Genomic DNA, 19,185 nt, shown 5'->3' with positions numbered 1-19,185 from the left:
AATTTCAAATTTTACTTTTCACAAATATATATTCCTCCCTACAATTATTTTTCAATATTTTTTAAATAATAAATAATAGTAATAAAGTGTACTAGTTTATAAACTAGTACACTTTATTTATAAATTATTTTACATTAAAAATTTGTATCTCTTAAAGCTGCTATTGGTTTATTATTTTTCTTATAAAGAATATTATTATAAAGAGTAAAAAGTAACATCAAAATTATGTATAAGATTAAAATTGCAAAGATATAAATAAAGAAAGTAGTTAAACTTTTATGAAAATCTAAAAATGGATATGGAAATGAATAATCAATTTCTGTCGTTCCTTTTCTTAAAAAACCAACAAAATTTCCTTTAGCAAGTGCATAACCTAAATATGCAAACATGTAAATAGAAATAATTGGTATTCAAAGATATGTTTGTTTTCCGAGTTTTCAGTAGTATTTACCAGCAGAAAACATAAAATATAAAATCACTATCACTGGTACTATTAAATGTAATAAAAATGTATTTATAAAATTTAATATGCTAATACTATTACTACTATCTAAATTATTTATCATTGGTTTAAATAATACAGCAAAAAATACGATAAGAGTTACGGTAATATAAACACTAATTGCTAATGAAAATCGCCCAAAAACAAATTGTGCGCGATTGTCATGAAAACGATTTGTTAATACAAAACAAAAGAAAAGAAAAACTAAAAAATTTGATTGCATAGTAAAGGTAGAAATCATTGTTCAAATACCAACTCATGGGCCATCTGGAGTTCATAAATTATGAGGATTAGGTGTTCCAACTGTTATTGGTTTATACTCAATTAAAACTATTGCAAATTGCATTATTAGACCTATAACAGCAATAATTAGCCCAGATCAAAGTAAAAAATCAGAAAATTTACTTTTAAATCCTATATTTTTTCTTATTCCCATATGGATCAACTCACAATTCTATATTTTTTCTATTTTAATTACATTATACATGATATTATAATAAGTATGTAAGATATTAGAAAATTATTAATAGCAACTAAATGAAATAATAAGGTGATGTTATGTATCAATTATATTTAGATACAACAAATAACAAATTAACAGTGGTGATTTTGCAAGCTAATAAAATTTTAGCAAGTTCATCATTTATTGCTTGACAAAAACAAACAGAATTGGCAATTCCAACTATTAATAATTTACTTGTAAAATGTAAAATAAAATTAAAAGATATTTCAAAAGTAGTTATTGCAAATGGTCCTGGCAGTTATACTGGAATTAGAGTAGCAATTACTTTTGTCAAAACACTTAAAGTTTTGAATAGTTTTTTAACGGTTTTTACTATTAATAGTTTATTATTACAGGCAGGATTAATAAAATCAATAAGTGTTTTGTCAGCATACAATAATAAAAGTTATTTGGCAGTATGTGATAATGGAAAAATAATTATTCAGCCGCAATTAGTAGATGAAAATGCTAAAATTGGTATTATTAGTGATTTACTAGATTATAAAATAATTGAAAATTTAGAAAAGTGTAATATTGTGGAAAATTTTCAAAAGTTGTCACCATATTTTATCGAAGTAAAAAACATGGAAGATTTGCAACCATATTATATTAATGATGCATTTTCATCACATAATTAAAAAATAATAATATTTAAATATTTTACATTAGTTTAAAAAGGAGTTTTTACATGCTTATCAATGATAATTTTTGATCTAGAGTATCAAAGGAAGAAAATAATTTCACAAAAAAAGAAAAAGTTCTTATTAACTATATTAATAAGAATAGTCAAAAAATGGATCAAGTTACTATTAGTTCTTTGGCTAAAGAAAATACTGTTGGTTATAGTGTTGTTTATAATTTAATTAAGAAGTTGGGATTTAAAGGTTATCGTGAATTTATCATTAGTTTAGCTGCGCAAGAAACTACTTTCAAAGCTTTAAATCGTGACTTTTTTGGTGATCGTAGTGTTTTAAAAGAACATTATAAAAAACTGATGGATTTAAATGATTCAACGATTAATTATGAGGAATTACAAAGATTTATTAATTGAATAGATGATAATCGTAAAGCTTGTATTTATTTAGCAGGCATTGGTCATTCTGGTTTAGGTGCGGAGGATTTATCAAATAAATTATATCGGTTTGGTTTACGATCAATCTGTTTAAATAAAGATGATGATAGTATTTTAATGCATGCTTCTTTAATTATTCCAGAAGATGTAATAATTCTTTTTTCATTATCAGGTAAAACCGCTACTATTGTTGAAGCAGCTAAACTTGCTAAAAAGAATAATGCTAAAATTGCAGTTGTTACATCACAAGATAAAACTGAATTAGTGACTTATGCTGATTGAACATTTAATATTGTTTCTTCAGGACTTTATGAAGCACAAGAAATATTTATTTCTCCATTATTTGCTATTACTTATTTTAATGATTTAGTAACAACATATTTATTAAAATCAAAGCATAAAGATTGATATTTAGAAAAAAGAATTAAAACTAATAAAGTAATTAAAAAATTTAATTAATTTTTTAAATAAAAAAACTGTTTTTTTTAAAATAATAATTTAATATTATGTCATGAATATTTATTAAGTAAGGAGATGAAGTATGTTGTCTAAACAAGATGATATTTTGACAGTAGAACACGTTTTTCTTGAATCTGATTGTAAAACACAAGCAGAAGCTTTTCAAGAAATAGCAACTTCTGCTAAAAAATTAGGTTTTTTGAAAAAAAATATTAGTGAAAAATCACTAGTTAATAGTTTTCTACAAAGAGAAGGAGAAGGAACTACTGGTTTTGGTGATGGTGTTGCTGTGCCGCATGCTCGTAATGAAGATATTGTTAAATCAGGAATTTTTATTATGCGTTTTAAACAGCCAATTCCTTGGAAAGCACTAGATGAACAACCCGTTAAAGCAATAATTGCTTTAATTATGCCACTAAAAAGTGCTGGTAATGAACACTTGGAAATTTTATCAAAAGTGGCACAAAGATTAACAAAACCGGAATTTCAATCAATATTATTTAATTCAAAAGATAAAAAAGCAATTATTCAATCACTAAATATTAATAATAAACCTAATGTTGAAACTAGTAGTAAAACTATTAGTGAAGATATGAAAGGTTCTTCAAAAAAAACTAAAAATATTATAGCAATTACTGCTTGTCCAGTTGGGGTAGCACATACTTATATTGCACAAGATAAATTAGAAATTGCTGCAAAAAATTTAGGCTATAATATTAAAGTTGAAACTCATGGTAGTATTGGTATTAAAGGTGCTTTTACAGCAACTGATATTGCCAATGCTGATTTAGTTATTATTGCAGTATCAGCCGGTGTTGCAGATTTAAAATTAGAACGTTTTAATAATAAACCATTATATAAAGTAGAAATTAGCAAAGTTATTAAAAATCCTGAAAGTATTGTTAATGATGCTTTTGCTAACGCAAAACCTTATGAAATAAACAAGTCAGAATCGGGACAAAAAGCGGAAAAAGAAAATAAATCAAATGATTTATTTACTACTGATAAACAAGGAATTATGAAACATATTATGGCTGGTGTTGGCTATATGGTTCCATTTGTTGTTTTTGGTGGAATTATGTTAGCATTATCAATTGGTATTGCTAAAGCAGTTTATGGTGCTGATTTTGATATTTCCAAGTTACCACACAATCATTTTCTTTATTTTATGAATCAAGCCGGAAGTATTGCTTTTACATTAATGATTCCAATTTTAGCTGGTTTTATCGCTAATTCAATTGCAGGACGTGCTGCCTTGGTTCCGGCAATGGTAAGTGCATATGTTGCTAATACAGCAGGATTAGTTTATCCAATTGCTGGTTTAGAGCCAAAGGTTTCTGCTGGATTTTTAGGAGCATTATTAATTGGTCCAAGTGTTGGATATTTAGTAAGATGAATTATTACTTGAAAAGTACCAAAGACTATTGCTCCAATTATGCCAATTTTCTTTATTCCTATTGTAGTAACATTTTTAATTAGTTTCACTTTTATTTATGCAATTGGAGCTCCAATTGGTTGAATAATGGAACAATTTCAAAATGGGTTAACCCACATGCCACGTGAAGCAATGGCAGCAATTGGAATGTTGCTAGGAGCCATGATTGGATTTGATATGGGTGGTCCAATTAACAAAGTTGCTTTTTTAGCAGCTTCAACAACGATAACTGCTGATCCTAGTTCACAATTATTTATGGGAGCGGTAGCTGCAGCTATTCCTGTTGCACCACTTGGAATGGGTTTAACAACTTTGATTTTTCGTAAATTCTTTAATGAAAGTGAACGTACATTAGGTTTAACAGCTATGTTAATGGGGTGTATTGGTATTTCTGAAGGTGCGATTCCTTTTGCAGTAAGAGATCCAAAACGTGCTATTATTAGTAATATTATTGGTAGTGCTGTTGCTGGTAGTATTGCTGGTGCTTTCTTATTAACTGATGCTGCGGGTCATGGTGGTCCTATTGTTGCTATCTTAGGTGCAGTTAGTTCAGTTAATTATGTGCTTTGGGTAAGTATTCTTTTATTCTTTTTATCCATTATTGTTGGAAGTATTGTTACTTGTTTAGTATATGGTGGATTATTAATTATTCAATCACGTAATATTAAGGTTTTTAAATTAATGAATGAAAGAATCATGAAAATATTTAATAGTAAAAAATCTAAATCTAAAAATAGTAAAAATAAAGTTTAATTGAACAAATAATCAAAGTTTAGGAGAGTGAATATGAATAATAGCACATCACAAATAATTTTTTTAAAACCTGCTTTTATTCGCAAATTATGAGGTAGTCAAAAATTAGCACACAAATTTAATTTTGATTTACCTAAAAATACACCAATTGGTGAAGCATGATTAGTTAGTGCTCATCCCAATGGAATGAGTTATGTTTTAAATGGCGAGTATAAGGGATTAAGTTTAGCAGAATTATTTAAACAGCAACCTAGTTTATTTGCTAATCTTGATAGTTCAGGTAATGTGATTAATAAAGAATATCCGTTGTTAACAAAAATTTTAGACGCAAATGATAGTTTAAGCGTTCAAATTCATCCTGATGATAAATTCGCAGAAAAAAATCATCAATGTTTAGGAAAAACTGAATGTTGGTATATATTAGAATGCTTACCCAAAGGTAAAGTTATCTTGGGTCATAATGCTAAAACCAAAGATCAGTTTAATCAATGATTGGCAAAAGAACAATGACATAAACTATTAAAATATATTCCAATTAAAAAAGATCAATTTATTTATGTTCCTTCTCTAAAAATTCATGGCTTATTGGCACATACTATGGTTTTTGAACTACAACAATCATCAGATATTACATATCGTTTATATGATTATGGTCGTAAAGATGAACTTGGTAATTTACGAAATTTGCATTTGAAAGAAGCATCAACTATTGTTTTAGCTCCTGATTTAAATAGTAGTGAAGCTAATGGTCATGATAATTATTTAGTTGATAATAAGTTTTTTAAGTTAATTAAATTAATTAATGAGGGAATTAAGCATTATAGTTATCCTAATACTAGATGATTGCAAATCTCAGTATTGGATGGTAATGGTATAATTGATGATACTAGTATTAAAAAAGGTGACTCATTTATTTTACCAAATGGTTATACTGATTTTTGTTTAAGTGGAAACATGTTATTGATGGTTGCATATTGCTAATAAATTGTTTTATATATAAATAATTATTATAGTTTTTTTAATGCTTGTTCCAAATCATTTCATAAATCTTCAACATATTCAATACCAATTGAAAGACGAACAAGACCTTCTGAAATATTTGCATCTGCTAATTCTTGTGCATTATAAGTAGAATGTGTCATTGAAGCGGGATGTTCAATCAATGACTCAACTCCACCTAAAGAAACTGCCAAAATTATTAATTTTAAATTATTTAATAGTTTGATTCCTCCATCATATCCACATTTTAATTCGAAACTAATCATTGCTCCCGGTAATTTCATTTGTTGTTCATAAAGTACTTGTTCTGTTGCTGAATTAGTTAATCCAGGATAAAATACTTTTTTAATCTTAGGATGTTCTTTTAATCTTGCTGCAATTATTCTTGCATTTTTGCAAGCTCTTCATAATCGTAATTCTAAAGTTGATAGTCCTCTTAAAACAAGAAAGGCATCATGAGGTGATAATACAGCTCCTGTTAAATCTTTTAATCCTTCAAAACGAATTTTATTTATTAAAGTACTTTTACCACAAACAATTCCGGCCATAACATCAGAATGACCGTTAATATATTTTGTTGCTGAATGGATAACAATATCAGCACCAAAAATTAATGGTTTAGTAATGATTGGTGTAGAAAAAGTATTATCAACAATTACTTGAATTTGCGGATTATATTGATGGACAATATCACTAATTGCTTTAATATCTAAAATTTCTAAAGTAGGATTAGCTGGTGTTTCGAAAAAAACAACTTTAGTATTTGGTTTTAATTTTTTTTAATTTCATCAAGTTTAGTAAAATCAGCAAAATCAACTTCAATTTGAAAGCGTGATATTCCTTTTTCAATAAGTGAATGAGTACCACCATAAATTGTTTTTGATGATAATAAATGGTCAGTAGCATTCAATAATGTTCAAAAAGTAGATGCAATGGCACCCATACCCGATGAGAAAGCAATTGCTTTTTCTGCTCCTTCTAAATGTGCCATTCGTTTTTCTAAAACAGTTGTTGTTGGATTACCAATTCTTGTATAAACATATCCTTCTTCTTGTAAATTAAATATCCTACCACCTTGTTTGGCACTATCAAAAGCAAAAGTTGTTGATAGATAAATAGGAGGTAGAGCGGCTCCAAATTTATCATTATAATTACCACAATGAACTAATTTAGTTGCAATGTGGTAATTATTTTTATTTTTTTTAATTTTTGTCATAATTATCTCCTTATAGATATAAAATTATTTTATTTTTATGTTATTTCCATTTAATTTCTATTTTAAAACTACCTTTTATATAAAATAAAGGTAGCAAGTTTTATTAAAGTATATAAATATCTTAGATTAATGTTAACAATTTTGTTTTAAAAAAGTAGTTATAATCTAATATTCAATTTTTATATGAAAATACTACAATATTTTTTTGTTATTTTATAGTAAATTTTTTTTAAATAAAAAAGGTTACTTTTTACTAGTAATCTTTAAATTCATATTTTAAATTCAATACTTATTATAGTTTTTATTAATTAACATAATTTTAGTTTATTATTGATATTTTATATAGATTAAGATTTATTTAGAATGTATTTTATTATTGTTTTAAGTATAAAATATTTAGACTTTTGAGAAAAGTGTGAAATTGTAGTAAGAATATTAAATTGGAAAGTGTAGTAATGTATCATTAAAAATGATATTAATTTATTTTACAATATCATTATTATATGAATAAAACTTTTTAAATTTTAAAGTACTTTTTCTAAATAAATCTTGATTTAATTTTATATTCAAAAGTTTACATATGCAATAAATAATTTTATGTTAAAAAAATAATTTATTATAATTAAAATCTATATTATATGTATTAAAATTTAATTATCAATTGGAATATAAAAAAGGTTACTTTTTACTAGTAATCTTTAAATTTATATTTTAAATTCAATTATTATTTTATTTATACTTTAAGTAATCTTGAATATTATTTTTTGTTAATTTATAATTTATTTTTAAAGTTAAGATTTATTTAGAATGTATTTTATTATTGTTTTAAGTATAAAATATTTAGAATTTTGAGAAAAGTGTGAAATTGTAGTAAGAATATTAAATTGGAAAGTGTAGTAATGTATCATTAAAAATGATATTAGTTTATTTTACTAATATCATTATTATATGAATAAAACTTTTTAAATTTTAAAGTACTTTTTCTAAATAAATCTTGATTTAATTTTATAGTTAAAAATTTATATATGCAATAAAAAAATAAAATTAGAAAAATTATTTTAAATAAGCAATTGCTTCAATTTCAATTAATGCATCTTTGGGAATTCTAGCAACTTGAACTGCTGCTCTTGCTGGAGCGTGTGCACCAAATATTTCTCCATAAACTTTATTCATTTCAACAAAGTGATTTAAGTCTTTTAAGAAAATATTAACTTTTACAATATTATTTAAAGTAATATTAGCAGCTTCACAAATTGCTTTAATATTTAATAAACTTTGTTTAGTTTGTGAAGAAATGTCAGTGCCAATAAATTCACCTGTTTTACTATTAATTGGTAATTGCCCAGAAATATATAAAAAGTCACCTGCAATTATTGCTTGACTATATGGCCCAATGGCAGTAGGAGCATTAGGAGTATGAATAATATTTTTCATAGTTTATCACTCTTTCTAAAATTATTATGTTTTGCATCATTGAATATATTAGTAAAATGTAGCGTTATTTTTAAGTTATTTAGGTGATATTAAATAATTAATAGTAATATAAAATTAGCATCATTAATTATTAAAACTTGAACAACTATAAATATATTTTACATGATTTTCTTTTCTTTTTTTTAATTAATTATTTTTCACTTTAATAATTTTTTTCATTTTAATTTTAATAAAATATTTATTTAATATTTTATTATCAGTATTGAAAATTAAATTTTATTTTTATTTTTTAACCTTTATAAGTGTAAAAAAAATATTATTAAAGTAATTTTATCATTTTTTTAGAAAAAAAATACATTTTATGGTTCACTTTATAAAATGTTACTATATAATTTGATTACAGACCAGTAACATTTTTAAATTGGTTTGAAGATAACGTAGTTATAATAATATCTATAATAGACATTATAATTATAATTCTTAAAACATTAGGAGGAAATCTTTTATGGCAAAAAGTAATTCTAAAACAAAGACAGAAATTATTAAGATAGTGGCGCAAAAGTCTGACGTCACAATTGCCTTAGCGACTAATATTATTGATTTATTTTTTGAAGAGATAAAAGTTGAAGTTGCAAATGGTGGTAAAATTAATATACCAAAATTTGGAATATTTGAAACTATTATTCGTGAAGCAAGAACAGGTCGTAATCCCCAAACTGGTGAATCTATTGTAATTAGTGCTTCTAAAGCACCTAAATTTAAAGCTAGTTCTGAATTTAAAAAACATACTAATCAACAAACAGAAACTTTAGCTTCTTAAATTAAAAATTTTAAAAAATCAAGATAAAATGGATATATAATTTCTAATTTATATCCATTTTGTTCTATTTTTTTATATGTCAGTGCTTTTTTTTGAACTTTTAAAAATTTTAATTTTTCTAAAAAAACTAAGAAAAAGGCATTATGTTGTGAAAAATAAATAATAACAAAACTAATAGCATTAAGATAAAAAGCATTTTCTAAGTATTCAAGTTGATGTTTTTTAAAATTATTTCATGGTAATGTTAAAGACTTAGTACTTTTTGCTTCAAAACACAAATATTTACCATGATAAACTCCATGATAATCAACATTACTTTTTTCTTTAAAAATTTTATTGTTTTGATATAAACTTGGTGGATTTTGTTTAAAAATTAGTGCTTGTTTTTCATTATTTATAATTTCAATAGTATAATTAATTATAGTTTCAAGAAACATTCCGCGGTTAGCATAAAACATTATTTTAATTCCCCCTTACATATAGAATATTACTAACTTTGGAATAGTTTTCCTTTTAATTAAAGGAGGTATAAATATGAATATTTGTAAAAAGGATATTATAGATAAAGAATTTACTGTTGATTATAAAGGCTATGATTCTAAAGAAGTAGATTTATTTCTTGATTTAGTAGCTACTAATTATGAAATACTAGAAGAATTTGTAAATAAACTAAAAAAGCAAAATGCAATTTTAGAAAATAATAATTACAAGTTACTTAAAGAAATTGATATTTTAAAAACACAAATTTTAGTTTTAAAACAAGAAAAACAAAAATTAGAAGAAAAAGGTGTAGAAAATGTTGATATTATTACGAGATTAAGCAAATTAGAAAGTATTGTACATGAAGAATAAATATGTTATAATTTTCTTCTAAAAGAATAAAAAATGAGCTAATCGCTGCATTAGTATGTAGAGGAAAGTCCACGCTCGCACTTTCTGTGATGAAAGTAATGTTTGTGTTAGAGAAAACGATAACTCTAAGCAGTAATTCTGACGGCTGACAAAAACCTAAGTTTTTTATTAAATAAGGTTCTAGTCTATAAAAGTGTCATAGAGACGAGTTTTAAGGAAACTTAAAAGCTGGAACGAGATAAACCCCACAAGCGAGAAACCCAAATTTAGGTAGGGGCATTGGTTTATTAGAAATGAATAATAAACCGAACTATTGTTTACAATAGTAGATAAATGGTTAGCACTTGCAAGAAGCAAGAACAGAACGTGGCTTATGATTTTTTTATTCTTTTTTTGTATTTTAAATTATTTGATTGAAGGTTTAAAAATGACTGAACTTTTAGTTTTATTAGATAAATTTAATTTTAGAATTAGTTGTTGTGAAAGTATTACTGGTGGACTTTTTGCTCAAGAGATTACTAGTATTGCTGGTGCTTCTAAATATTTTAGTGGTGGTTTTATAACGTATACTAATGAATCAAAAATCAATATTGTTAAAATTAAAAAAACAACCATTGAAAAATATGGTGTAATAAGTAAACAATGTGCTATAGAAATGGCTTTAAATACACAAAAAATTTTAAAAACAAATATTGCTATTAGTTTTACTGGAAATGCAGGACCTAATGCTCTAGAAAATAAACCGGTTGGTTTAGTATATGTAGGTATTGTTATCAATGATAATGTTTGATGTGAAGTGTTAAATATTTCAGGTAATAGAAACGAAATTAGATCAACTATAGTAGCAAAAGCAGTAGTTATTTTAAAAAAAATTTTATTAAGTTTTTAAAATTTAAAAAGGAATTATCTTACAGAGTTATTAATATTTTGTAGGGTGATTTTATGGAAATAAACATTAAAGAAAAAGAGCAATTATTAGAAAAGGCCATTAAGCAAATTGAAAAAGAATTTGGCAAAGGTGCTATTATGTTACTAAGTGATAGTGGTATTGGCGATATTGAAGTTATTAGTTCAGGAAGTATATTATTAGATGATATTTTAGGTGTTAAAGGTTTTCCAAAAGGTCGTATTATTGAAGTTTATGGACCAGAATCTGCAGGTAAAACTACATTAGCATTAATGGCTTTAGCAGAAGTTCAAAAACAAAATGGTAGAATAGCATTTATAGATGCTGAACATGCATTAGATCGTCAATATAGTCAAAAATTAGGTGTTGATATTAGTCGTTTATTAATTACACAACCAGATTCAGGAGAACAAGCATTAGAAATACTAGATATTCTTGTTAAATCAGAGGATTTAGATATGATTGTTGTTGATTCAGTAGCTGCATTAGTTCCACAAATTGAACTTGATGGTGATATGAATGATCAAACAATTGGTGCTCAAGCGCGATTAATGTCTAAAGCATTACGAAAAATTAGTGGAAGTATCGCAAAAACTAATTGTATTGTTTTATTTATTAATCAAATTCGAGAAAAAGTTGGTATTATATATGGTAATCCTGAAATAACACCCGGAGGAAAAGCATTACGTTTTTATAGTACAATTAGACTAGAAGTACGTAAAGGTGAACAATTAATCAAAAGTAATCAAATAATTGGTCATAAAATAAAAATAAAAGTTGTAAAAAATAAAGTAGCACCACCATTTAAAACAGCAAGTCTTGATTTTTGTTTTGAAGAAGGATTTTCAAAAATTAGTGAAATCATTACAATTGCTGTTGAGAAAGAAGTTATTAATAAATCTGGTGGCTGATACACTTATGAAGATGTAAAATTAGGACAAGGAAAAATAAAAGCAAAAGAAAGTTTAGAAGCAAATACTTTTCTTTTAGAACAAATTAAGGAACGAATCATGTTTTAAATATTAATATTTAAAACATGCTAAAATTATTGTAGGATTATTATCCTGCTTATTTGTGTGTAGATATTAAAGAAGAAAAATATAAAATTTTAATTTTATTTAATTTTTTGAGTGTAATGATTCTTTTTCTTGTAGGTGTTTTACAGCAAGGAGAGAAATATAAATGGAAAAAAATATGTTAGCTATATTATCAAATATAAGTAGTCAACAGTTTGGAATGTGAGTAGGTATATCAATTTTTCTAGCAATGATAGTAGGGATAATTGCTGGATTTCTAATTAGAAAAATGTATTTAAAAATTAAAGAACAACAAAGTTTTACTAATATTTTAAAGAGAGAAAAAGAATCTCAAAAATTAATTCAATCCTCAAGAGCCGATGCAAAAATTGAAATAAGTAAAATGAAAAAAGATTTGTATTTAGAGATTGAATATCGTAAAGAACAAAATTTAGAATATGAGAAACTTTTAAATAAAAGAGAACGCAAATTAAGTGAACATGAAGAAATAATTGAAACACAAACACAAAATCTTTATCATCAACGTGAAATTGTAAAAAATGTTAAATTAGAATATCATCAAAAAATTGATCAAATTATTATGGAATTAGAAAAAATTTCTGGTATGAGTCGAAATGAAGCAAAAGATGAATTGTTTAGTAAATTAAAAGAAAAATTATCATTAGAATTTAATAAAATTATTAAAAATCATGAATATAATATTAAACTTCAATCTAAAGAGTTAGCCAATAATATTGTTAGTGAAGCAATAGAACGTTATGCAAGTAATTTTATTGTTGATAAGTCAGTATCATACGTTAAGTTACCTAATGAAGAAATGAAAGGCAGAATTATTGGTAAAGAGGGTAGAAATATTAAATTTTTTGAGTTAACAGCAAGTGTAGATATTATCATTGATGATACGCCAGAAACAATTCAAATTTCTTCATTTAATCCGATCAGAAGAGAAATTGCAACTAGAGCTTTAGAAGATTTAGTTAAAGATGGAAGAATTCATCCAATTAGAATTGAAGAAATCTTGAGATTTCATGAGCAGGAATTAAATGAAGGTTTTAAAGTTGATGGTAAAAAAATTATTGATGAGTTAAAATTAACTGGTTTTGAACCAGAGTTAGTATCTTATATTGGAAGATTAAAATATCGTACAAGTTATGGTCAAAATGTTTTATTGCATTCCTTTGAAGTTGCCAAACTTGCAGGAGCAATGGCAGCTGAATTGGGTTTAGATGTTAATATTGCAAAACGTGCTGGTTTATTACATGATATTGGTAAAGCCGCTGATTATGAATTAGAAGGTTCACATGTTTATAATGGTGTGATTTTAGCAAAAAAATATGGTGAAAGTAATATTATTATTAATGCTATTCATTCTCATCATGGTGATGTTGCAAAAGATAATGTTTATTCTTCTTTAGTTTCAGCTGCTGATACATTATCAGCAGCTAGACCTGGTTCAAGAAATAATTCATTAGAAGAATTTATAACTAGAATTAAAGAAATTGAAGATTTGTGTAAATCTGTTAAAGGCGTAGAAAAAGCATATGCTGTTCAGGCCGGAAGACAAATTAGAGTTATTGTTGATCCTAAAGTTATTAATGATTTTGATGCTCATATATTAGCAAGAAACTTAAAACAAAAATTAGAACAAATGATTACAATACCAGGCGATATTCATATTACTGTTATTCGTGAAGTAAGAGCAACAGAATTAATTAATTAAAAAATTAATTAATTGTTTTTTAGAGAACCTTTAGGTTCTCTTTTAACTTTATAAAATGTATAATTTGTTAATTCAAATATTTATTTTTTATGCTTAATTTATTTTTTCATTATTATTTTAGTGTTAAAATAATATAGTCTTAAAAATAGAGGAGAATATAAATATGAGTTTTGCTGACATTATGTCAAAAAAAGTACAAAAAACATTAGAAAAAAATTTAAGTAAAAAAACTTTAACCATGGAAAATATGGAAGCAACAATTAAAGAATTCAGATTAATTTTGTTAGAGGCTGATGTTAATTTTAGGGTGGTTAAAACTTTAACTAATGAAATTATTAATAAAGCAAAAGGTGAATTTATTAAAGAAGGCTTAGATCAAAAAGAAATGTTAATTAAAATTATTCATGATGAATTAACAAAAATTATGGGTACTAAGAATGTTGAATTAGATTTATCTACTAATCCTACTGTTATTATGATAGTTGGTTTACAAGGTTCTGGTAAAACAACAACAATATCTAAACTAGCAAAGTTGTTAACAGATAAATATCAAAAAAAATGTTTACTAGTTGCAGGAGATATTTATCGTCCAGCTGCTGTTGAACAATTAAAAGTTTTAGGAAAACAATTGAATATTGAAGTTTTTTCCCAAAAAAATGAAACCCCTACTAATATTGTTAAAAATGCTCAAATATATGCTAATAAAAATAAGTTTGATGTAATATTAATTGATACAGCTGGAAGATTACACATTGATGAAAAATTAATGCAAGAACTAGCAGAAATAAGAAAAATTACTTCACCAAAAGAAGTTTTACTTGTTTGTGATGGTATGGCAGGACAAGATATAATTAATGTTGCTATTGAGTTTAATAATACTATTCCTATTACTGGAAGCATAATCACTAAATTAGATGGTACTGCTAAGGGTGGTTCAGCTCTTTCAATTTCTTATTTAACAAAGATTCCTGTTAAGTTCTTAGGAATGGGTGAAAAGATAACTGATTTAGAGGTTTTTTATCCAGAAAGAATGGCAGAACGTATTTTAGGAATGGGTGATCTTACTACATTAATGGAGAAGGCCGAAAGTATAGTTTCAACTCGTGATGTTGAAGAAACTATGAATAGAATGATGTTAGGTCAATTTGATTTGAATGACCTTGTTAATCAAATGAAGCAAATTCAAAAAATGGGTAAATTGGGATCACTTGTAAAAATGATTCCTGGTATGTCTGCTAAAATTAGTGATGCTAAAATTAGTGATGCTGAAACTGATTTAAAAATAGCAGAATATATTATTGCTTCAACAACTGCTCAAGAACGTGAAAAGCCACAAATTTTACGTTATCCAACTAGAAAAGCAAGAGTATTAAAAGGCTCAGGTCGTTCAGAAAAAGAATTAAATAAAGTGTTAAACCAATTTGAAAAAACTAAAAAAGTTATGGATCAAATTGCTGGTCAGATTAAAAAAGGAGAAATGCCAAATATTCCAGGATTAGATAAGTTAATAAAAAGTTAGAAAAATAAAAAAAATTTGTTATTTTTTGTTAATTTGTTAAAATTTATTTAACTCAAGAAATGTATAAAACTTTGATTTCTTGAGTTTTTATAGATATTATTTTATTAAAATTTTTTTAAATTTTCTTCTTTGTTTTTAAAAATTTAATTTATTTTTTAAAGTAAAACTAGATTTTAAAAAGAAAATAGTGTTTAAATAGTGGGTTATTTTAAATTAAAAATATAACAAAAATTTATTTTTTCTTTTTCAGTTGCTTAATAATATTTAGGGAACAAGATAACTTTGAATTGTGTTTAGTAAACAAATTAAATTCAGTTAGGAGACAATGATTATGAAAGATACGTATACATCTGTTCGATTAGCTCAAAAGCCACAAAATTCTTTTGCTTGCTATCGATGTGGTAGAGTAATTTTGATAGCTGATTACTTAGAAGGAATAAATATTCAAGTTAATTGCAGTCGTTGTGGCTTTAAGAAGCGTGTTAATAGTATAAAGATAGAGAAAATAAACAGTAAACCAAATTCAGCGCTAAATTCTAATGAAATTTCAAAAGAAAAGATAAATGAAATTTTTAATTCCTAAAACTATTAAATTTGTAAAATTACAAATTTGGAGAAGTGTTGGTTTAATTGATTTATTAATTATTTTAATGGTAGTTGGATTTGCTTCAATTATTATTTTATTGTTGCAAATTGATATTATTTTTAAAATATTAGCTGTTATTTTAGTTGGTTGTGCTACTATTCCGCTTACTTTTTATTGACAGCCAAGAAAAAAAGGATGAGAAATTATTTTATTATGATTTAAATTTCATAGTAAAAATCGTTATTATAAATCTGAAAAAAATTCACAAATATTAGTACCATTTAAAAAAATTATTAGTAAGAATGTGATGCAATTAAATGTGAAAAATACAAATTATACTAGAGCTTTATTATTGGAGGGTTTTAATATTACATTATTATCTAATGAAGAAGCCTCAAATAAAATTAAAGATTTAGCTGCAGCTTTTAAAATTATTAATATTTCTATGTCTTTAATAAAGATTGATATGCCTTTAGATATAACTGTACAAACTAATTTTTATAAAGAACAACTCGAAAAAATTGATTTAGAAAATATTAGTGAAAAAGCAAAATTAGCAAGAAAATTTCAAATGATATCAGCAATTAATGCTAATAATGAAATTCAAAATCAAAATGAAATGACGCAACCATTTTTTTACTTATTTTTTTATTCATCAAATCAAGAAAAATTAAAAGAAGAAGTAAATGCTTTTAAAAATTATATCAGTCGTAGTGGTGTTAAAGCTAGTGATATTAATTGTTTTGAAATGATGGTTGTTTATAGTAAATTAATAAATTCTAATGAAAATGCTTCCTTAGAAGAAATGTTTACTACAAAAAAAGAAGAAACTGTTAAAAGTAAAGATTTAACTAATGATTTGGCGATTAAAGAATTATTAGTTCATAAGAATAATTTAGAATTTGCTAATTGTTTTCAAACTGTTTATAACATATATGATTATCCATTTGAAGTTTCAGCAGTCTGATTAGCAAATTTAGTAAATATTCCTAATACTAGTTTAATCTTTACTTTTAATAGTATCAGTGAAGAAAGTGCTAAAAAACAATTGAATAAAGCTATGCAAAATTTAGCAACTTTAAATTTTATGACAAAATCATTATCAGAACGAAGAGATTATGATTATCATTATCAATCATTAAATGAATTATTAGATCAAATTGCTGGTGGTGGTGAAAAAATATTTAATACTAATATGTATTTGTTAATTAATGGTGCTGATCGTAAGCAACTTAAACAAAATATTAGTACTGCCGAATACGAAATAAATAATAATAATATGAAGTTTGATAAATTATATTATCGTCAATTAGAAGCTTTTTTATCAGTAATGCCAGATAGTGCTGATTGATTTAAAGAAACAGGTCACGAAATGCCATGTTTAACAATAGGTGCTAGTTTTCCTTTTTTAAATCAAGAATTAAATGATAAACAAGGATTATTTCTTGGATTTAATGAAAGTGGTAATAAAGTATTTTTTGATCAAAGAACTAAAAGTAGTACTCGTAAAAATCATAATCAACTAATTATTGGTACTAGTGGTTCAGGAAAATCTTATACTTCTAAAAAAGAAGTAAATTATCAAATTATGCTTGGTCATAAAGTAATTGTTATTGATCCTGAACGTGAATATCGCGATTTATGTAATTATCATGATGGAAGTTGAATTGATGTTGGTGATGGTTCTTCTGGCAATATTAATCCATTTCAAATTACATTGGCACTGAGTGATGATAATACTAATGATAATAATACTCGTGATATTTTAGCACCACATATGCAATTCTTAGAACAATTTTTAAACGTTGCTACTGGTGGATTAACGAGAAATGAATCAAGTTTATTAATGATTTATGTAAATTTAATGTATGAAAAATTTGGTATTACTTCTCGAACAAAAATTCATTTATTAAAACCAAATCAATTTCCAATTTTTCAAGATTTATATGATATTATTGAATCTGATATGGTTAAAGAAGAAGAGATTAGAAGTAAAAATGAATTAAAAAATTTACTAATTACATTATCAAGATTTGCAACTGGTGGTACTGATGCTAATTTATGAAATGCTCATACTAATATTAATAGCAGTAGTTTATTACAAGTTTATGATTTATATACTTTAACGCAATCAGGGAATAAACGTTTAGTTAACGCTCAAATGTTTTTAATTTTGAAATATATTGAAAATGAAGTACGAAAGAATAAAAATGATAATGAAATTAATAATAAACAACAATGAATTTCAATTACTATTGATGAAGCCCATTTACTTATTGATAAAGAATTTCCAGCAGCATTATTATTTATGTATCAAATTGTTAAGAGAATTCGTAAGTATACAGGTATGATAAATATTATTACACAAAATATTAACGATTTTCTTGGTTCTGAAGAAATTAAAAAATATACTACTGCTATTATTAACTCAAGTCAATATTTAAAAGTATTAAACTTACAACCTCATGATTTAGCAGCATTAAATGAATTGTATTCTTCATATGGTGGCATTTCTGCTAATGAAACTGATTTTATTGCTCGTGCTAAAGTTGGTGAATGTCTTTTTGCTATTTCTAGTTTATATCGTATGTGTTTAAATATTAATGTTAGTGATGCTGAAAAACAAGCAATTAAAAATATAAAAAATAAAGAAATTGAAAATTAGTATATTTTTTATACATTATCGATTTCATCAATAATTGTTAATTTATTTTTAAATTAAATAAAGATACTTTCATATTAATAAAACTTATAAGTTTTATTAATATGATTTTATTTAAATAATAAATTTTATAAAATAATAAAAAATAAGTTGATAAAATTGAAAATTTTTATTTACTTTATTTTAAAACCAACTATAATTAATGTGTATCAACATTATTTATAACATATGAATTTGACTGTAAGTCCTAATTTATCTCTTTAAGGAGTAAAATAGGGCTTATTATATTATTAGATAAATTCATGCTTTATAAACAATTTTGATTAGTAAATAATTTTATTTTTTTATTATTTAAGGAGGAAAAACTTATGATTTTTAATTATCTATCAGATGGACCTGATATAAATAAAATCATTGATGTAGCAAAACCTTATGTTTCGGCAGTTGCAGGATTGCTAATTGCTGCTTTAATTGCATTTAGTGTTTTTAAAATAATTATATTGGCAAAAGATTTAGCGGCTGCTGGTGATGATCCACAACGTAGAAGTGAGATTAAAAAAGCGTTTATGTATACATTAATTGCACCAATTATTGGTATTACTGCATCAGCAATAATAATTGCTCTTGTGCAGGCCTTTGGTGGTAATCCAAATATTCTTCCTACTAACTAAAGAAAGTTATATATTAACTTGATATTAAGTTATGAAGAG

16 protein-coding genes, 1 other RNA gene and 1 pseudogene are annotated in these 19,185 nt (G+C 25.0%); 14 read left to right on the top strand and 4 right to left on the bottom strand.

All coding sequences use genetic code 4. The annotated features are described in order from the left end of the window. Positions 1-134: 134 nt before the first annotated feature. A complete protein-coding gene (locus tag AACK96_RS05260) occupies positions 135-938 on the bottom strand; it encodes a hypothetical protein (RefSeq protein ID WP_338973699.1) in 804 nt (267 codons plus the stop codon). A 122-nt stretch (positions 939-1,060) separates the two neighbouring features. Here AACK96_RS05260 and tsaB point away from each other — a divergent pair, with 122 nt between their 5' ends. The 4 genes from tsaB to AACK96_RS05240 all read left to right on the top strand — a co-directional run bounded on the left by tsaB (position 1,061) and on the right by AACK96_RS05240 (position 5,704). Beyond that, positions 1,061-1,642: a tRNA (adenosine(37)-N6)-threonylcarbamoyltransferase complex dimerization subunit type 1 TsaB gene (gene tsaB, locus AACK96_RS05255; RefSeq protein ID WP_338973697.1), complete on the top strand. Its 582-nt coding sequence runs from the start codon at positions 1,061-1,063 to the stop codon at positions 1,640-1,642. Positions 1,643-1,692: 50 nt separating this feature from the next. Continuing rightward, positions 1,693-2,535: a MurR/RpiR family transcriptional regulator gene (locus AACK96_RS05250; protein ID WP_338973695.1), complete on the top strand. Its 843-nt coding sequence runs from the start codon at positions 1,693-1,695 to the stop codon at positions 2,533-2,535. 82 nt (positions 2,536-2,617) lie between these two features. Further along, on the top strand, positions 2,618-4,723 hold the full coding sequence (locus tag AACK96_RS05245) for a fructose-specific PTS transporter subunit EIIC (protein WP_338973693.1): 2,106 nt from the start codon (positions 2,618-2,620) through the stop codon (positions 4,721-4,723). Between the two features lie 33 nt (positions 4,724-4,756). Beyond that, positions 4,757-5,704: a type I phosphomannose isomerase catalytic subunit gene (locus AACK96_RS05240; protein WP_338973691.1), complete on the top strand. Its 948-nt coding sequence runs from the start codon at positions 4,757-4,759 to the stop codon at positions 5,702-5,704. Positions 5,705-5,730: 26 nt separating this feature from the next. Here AACK96_RS05240 and AACK96_RS05235 read toward each other — a convergent pair. Both AACK96_RS05235 and AACK96_RS05230 read right to left on the bottom strand, forming a co-directional pair. Continuing rightward, a pseudogene (locus AACK96_RS05235) lies at positions 5,731-6,938 on the bottom strand (trans-sulfuration enzyme family protein). A gap of 1,053 nt (positions 6,939-7,991) precedes the next feature. Then, positions 7,992-8,372: a RidA family protein gene (locus tag AACK96_RS05230; RefSeq protein ID WP_338973689.1), complete on the bottom strand. Its 381-nt coding sequence runs from the start codon at positions 8,370-8,372 to the stop codon at positions 7,992-7,994. Between the two features lie 505 nt (positions 8,373-8,877). Between AACK96_RS05230 and AACK96_RS05225 the strand changes: the two genes are divergently transcribed. Further along, positions 8,878-9,192 (top strand): HU family DNA-binding protein, encoded by a 315-nt coding sequence (locus tag AACK96_RS05225; RefSeq protein ID WP_252320859.1) that lies wholly within the window; start codon positions 8,878-8,880, stop codon positions 9,190-9,192. Here the strand turns inward: AACK96_RS05225 and AACK96_RS05220 are convergent. After that, entirely contained in the window at positions 9,189-9,650 is a 462-nt protein-coding gene (locus tag AACK96_RS05220) for a Holliday junction resolvase RecU (protein ID WP_338973687.1), read from the bottom strand. The two genes, AACK96_RS05225 and AACK96_RS05220, sit on opposite strands and share 4 nt — an antisense overlap. 76 nt (positions 9,651-9,726) lie before the next feature. Between AACK96_RS05220 and AACK96_RS05215 the strand changes: the two genes are divergently transcribed. The 9 genes from AACK96_RS05215 (at position 9,727) to AACK96_RS05175 (ending at position 19,146) form a co-directional block, all read left to right on the top strand. Next, positions 9,727-10,044: a DivIVA domain-containing protein gene (locus AACK96_RS05215; RefSeq protein ID WP_281749393.1), complete on the top strand. Its 318-nt coding sequence runs from the start codon at positions 9,727-9,729 to the stop codon at positions 10,042-10,044. Between the two features lie 29 nt (positions 10,045-10,073). After that, positions 10,074-10,423, top strand: an RNA gene (gene rnpB, locus AACK96_RS05210) — RNase P RNA component class B. 48 nt (positions 10,424-10,471) lie between these two features. Next, the gene (locus tag AACK96_RS05205; protein WP_338959371.1) at positions 10,472-10,933 is read left to right on the top strand and encodes a CinA family protein; all 462 of its coding nucleotides are present in this window, start codon (positions 10,472-10,474) and stop codon (positions 10,931-10,933) included. Positions 10,934-10,986: 53 nt separating this feature from the next. Continuing rightward, positions 10,987-11,970 carry a recombinase RecA gene (gene recA, locus AACK96_RS05200; protein ID WP_338973686.1) on the top strand — a complete coding sequence of 328 codons (984 nt, stop codon included), beginning with the start codon at positions 10,987-10,989 and terminating at the stop codon, positions 11,968-11,970. A 163-nt stretch (positions 11,971-12,133) separates the two neighbouring features. Then, entirely contained in the window at positions 12,134-13,708 is a 1,575-nt protein-coding gene (rny, locus tag AACK96_RS05195) for a ribonuclease Y (RefSeq protein WP_338973684.1), read from the top strand. Between the two features lie 163 nt (positions 13,709-13,871). Next, positions 13,872-15,227, top strand: coding sequence for a signal recognition particle protein (gene ffh / locus AACK96_RS05190; RefSeq protein ID WP_338973682.1), 1,356 nt, complete (start codon positions 13,872-13,874; stop codon positions 15,225-15,227). 331 nt (positions 15,228-15,558) lie between these two features. Continuing rightward, on the top strand, positions 15,559-15,810 hold the full coding sequence (locus tag AACK96_RS05185) for a hypothetical protein (RefSeq protein WP_174480064.1): 252 nt from the start codon (positions 15,559-15,561) through the stop codon (positions 15,808-15,810). After that, on the top strand, positions 15,791-18,478 hold the full coding sequence (locus AACK96_RS05180; protein WP_338973680.1) for an Mbov_0397 family ICE element conjugal transfer ATPase: 2,688 nt from the start codon (positions 15,791-15,793) through the stop codon (positions 18,476-18,478). Before AACK96_RS05185 ends, AACK96_RS05180 begins: the two co-directional genes overlap by 20 nt. A 365-nt stretch (positions 18,479-18,843) precedes the next feature. Then, positions 18,844-19,146: a hypothetical protein gene (locus AACK96_RS05175; RefSeq protein WP_338960438.1), complete on the top strand. Its 303-nt coding sequence runs from the start codon at positions 18,844-18,846 to the stop codon at positions 19,144-19,146. Positions 19,147-19,185: the final 39 nt, after the last annotated feature.

Source organism: Spiroplasma endosymbiont of Tricholauxania praeusta, from assembly GCF_964019535.1.
Taxonomy (GTDB): domain Bacteria; phylum Bacillota_I; class Bacilli_A; order Mycoplasmatales; family VBWQ01; genus Spiroplasma_E; species Spiroplasma_E ixodetis_A.
The sequence above is the reverse complement of the archived record's forward strand: the minus strand, read 5'-3'. Positions and strand labels throughout refer to the sequence as shown.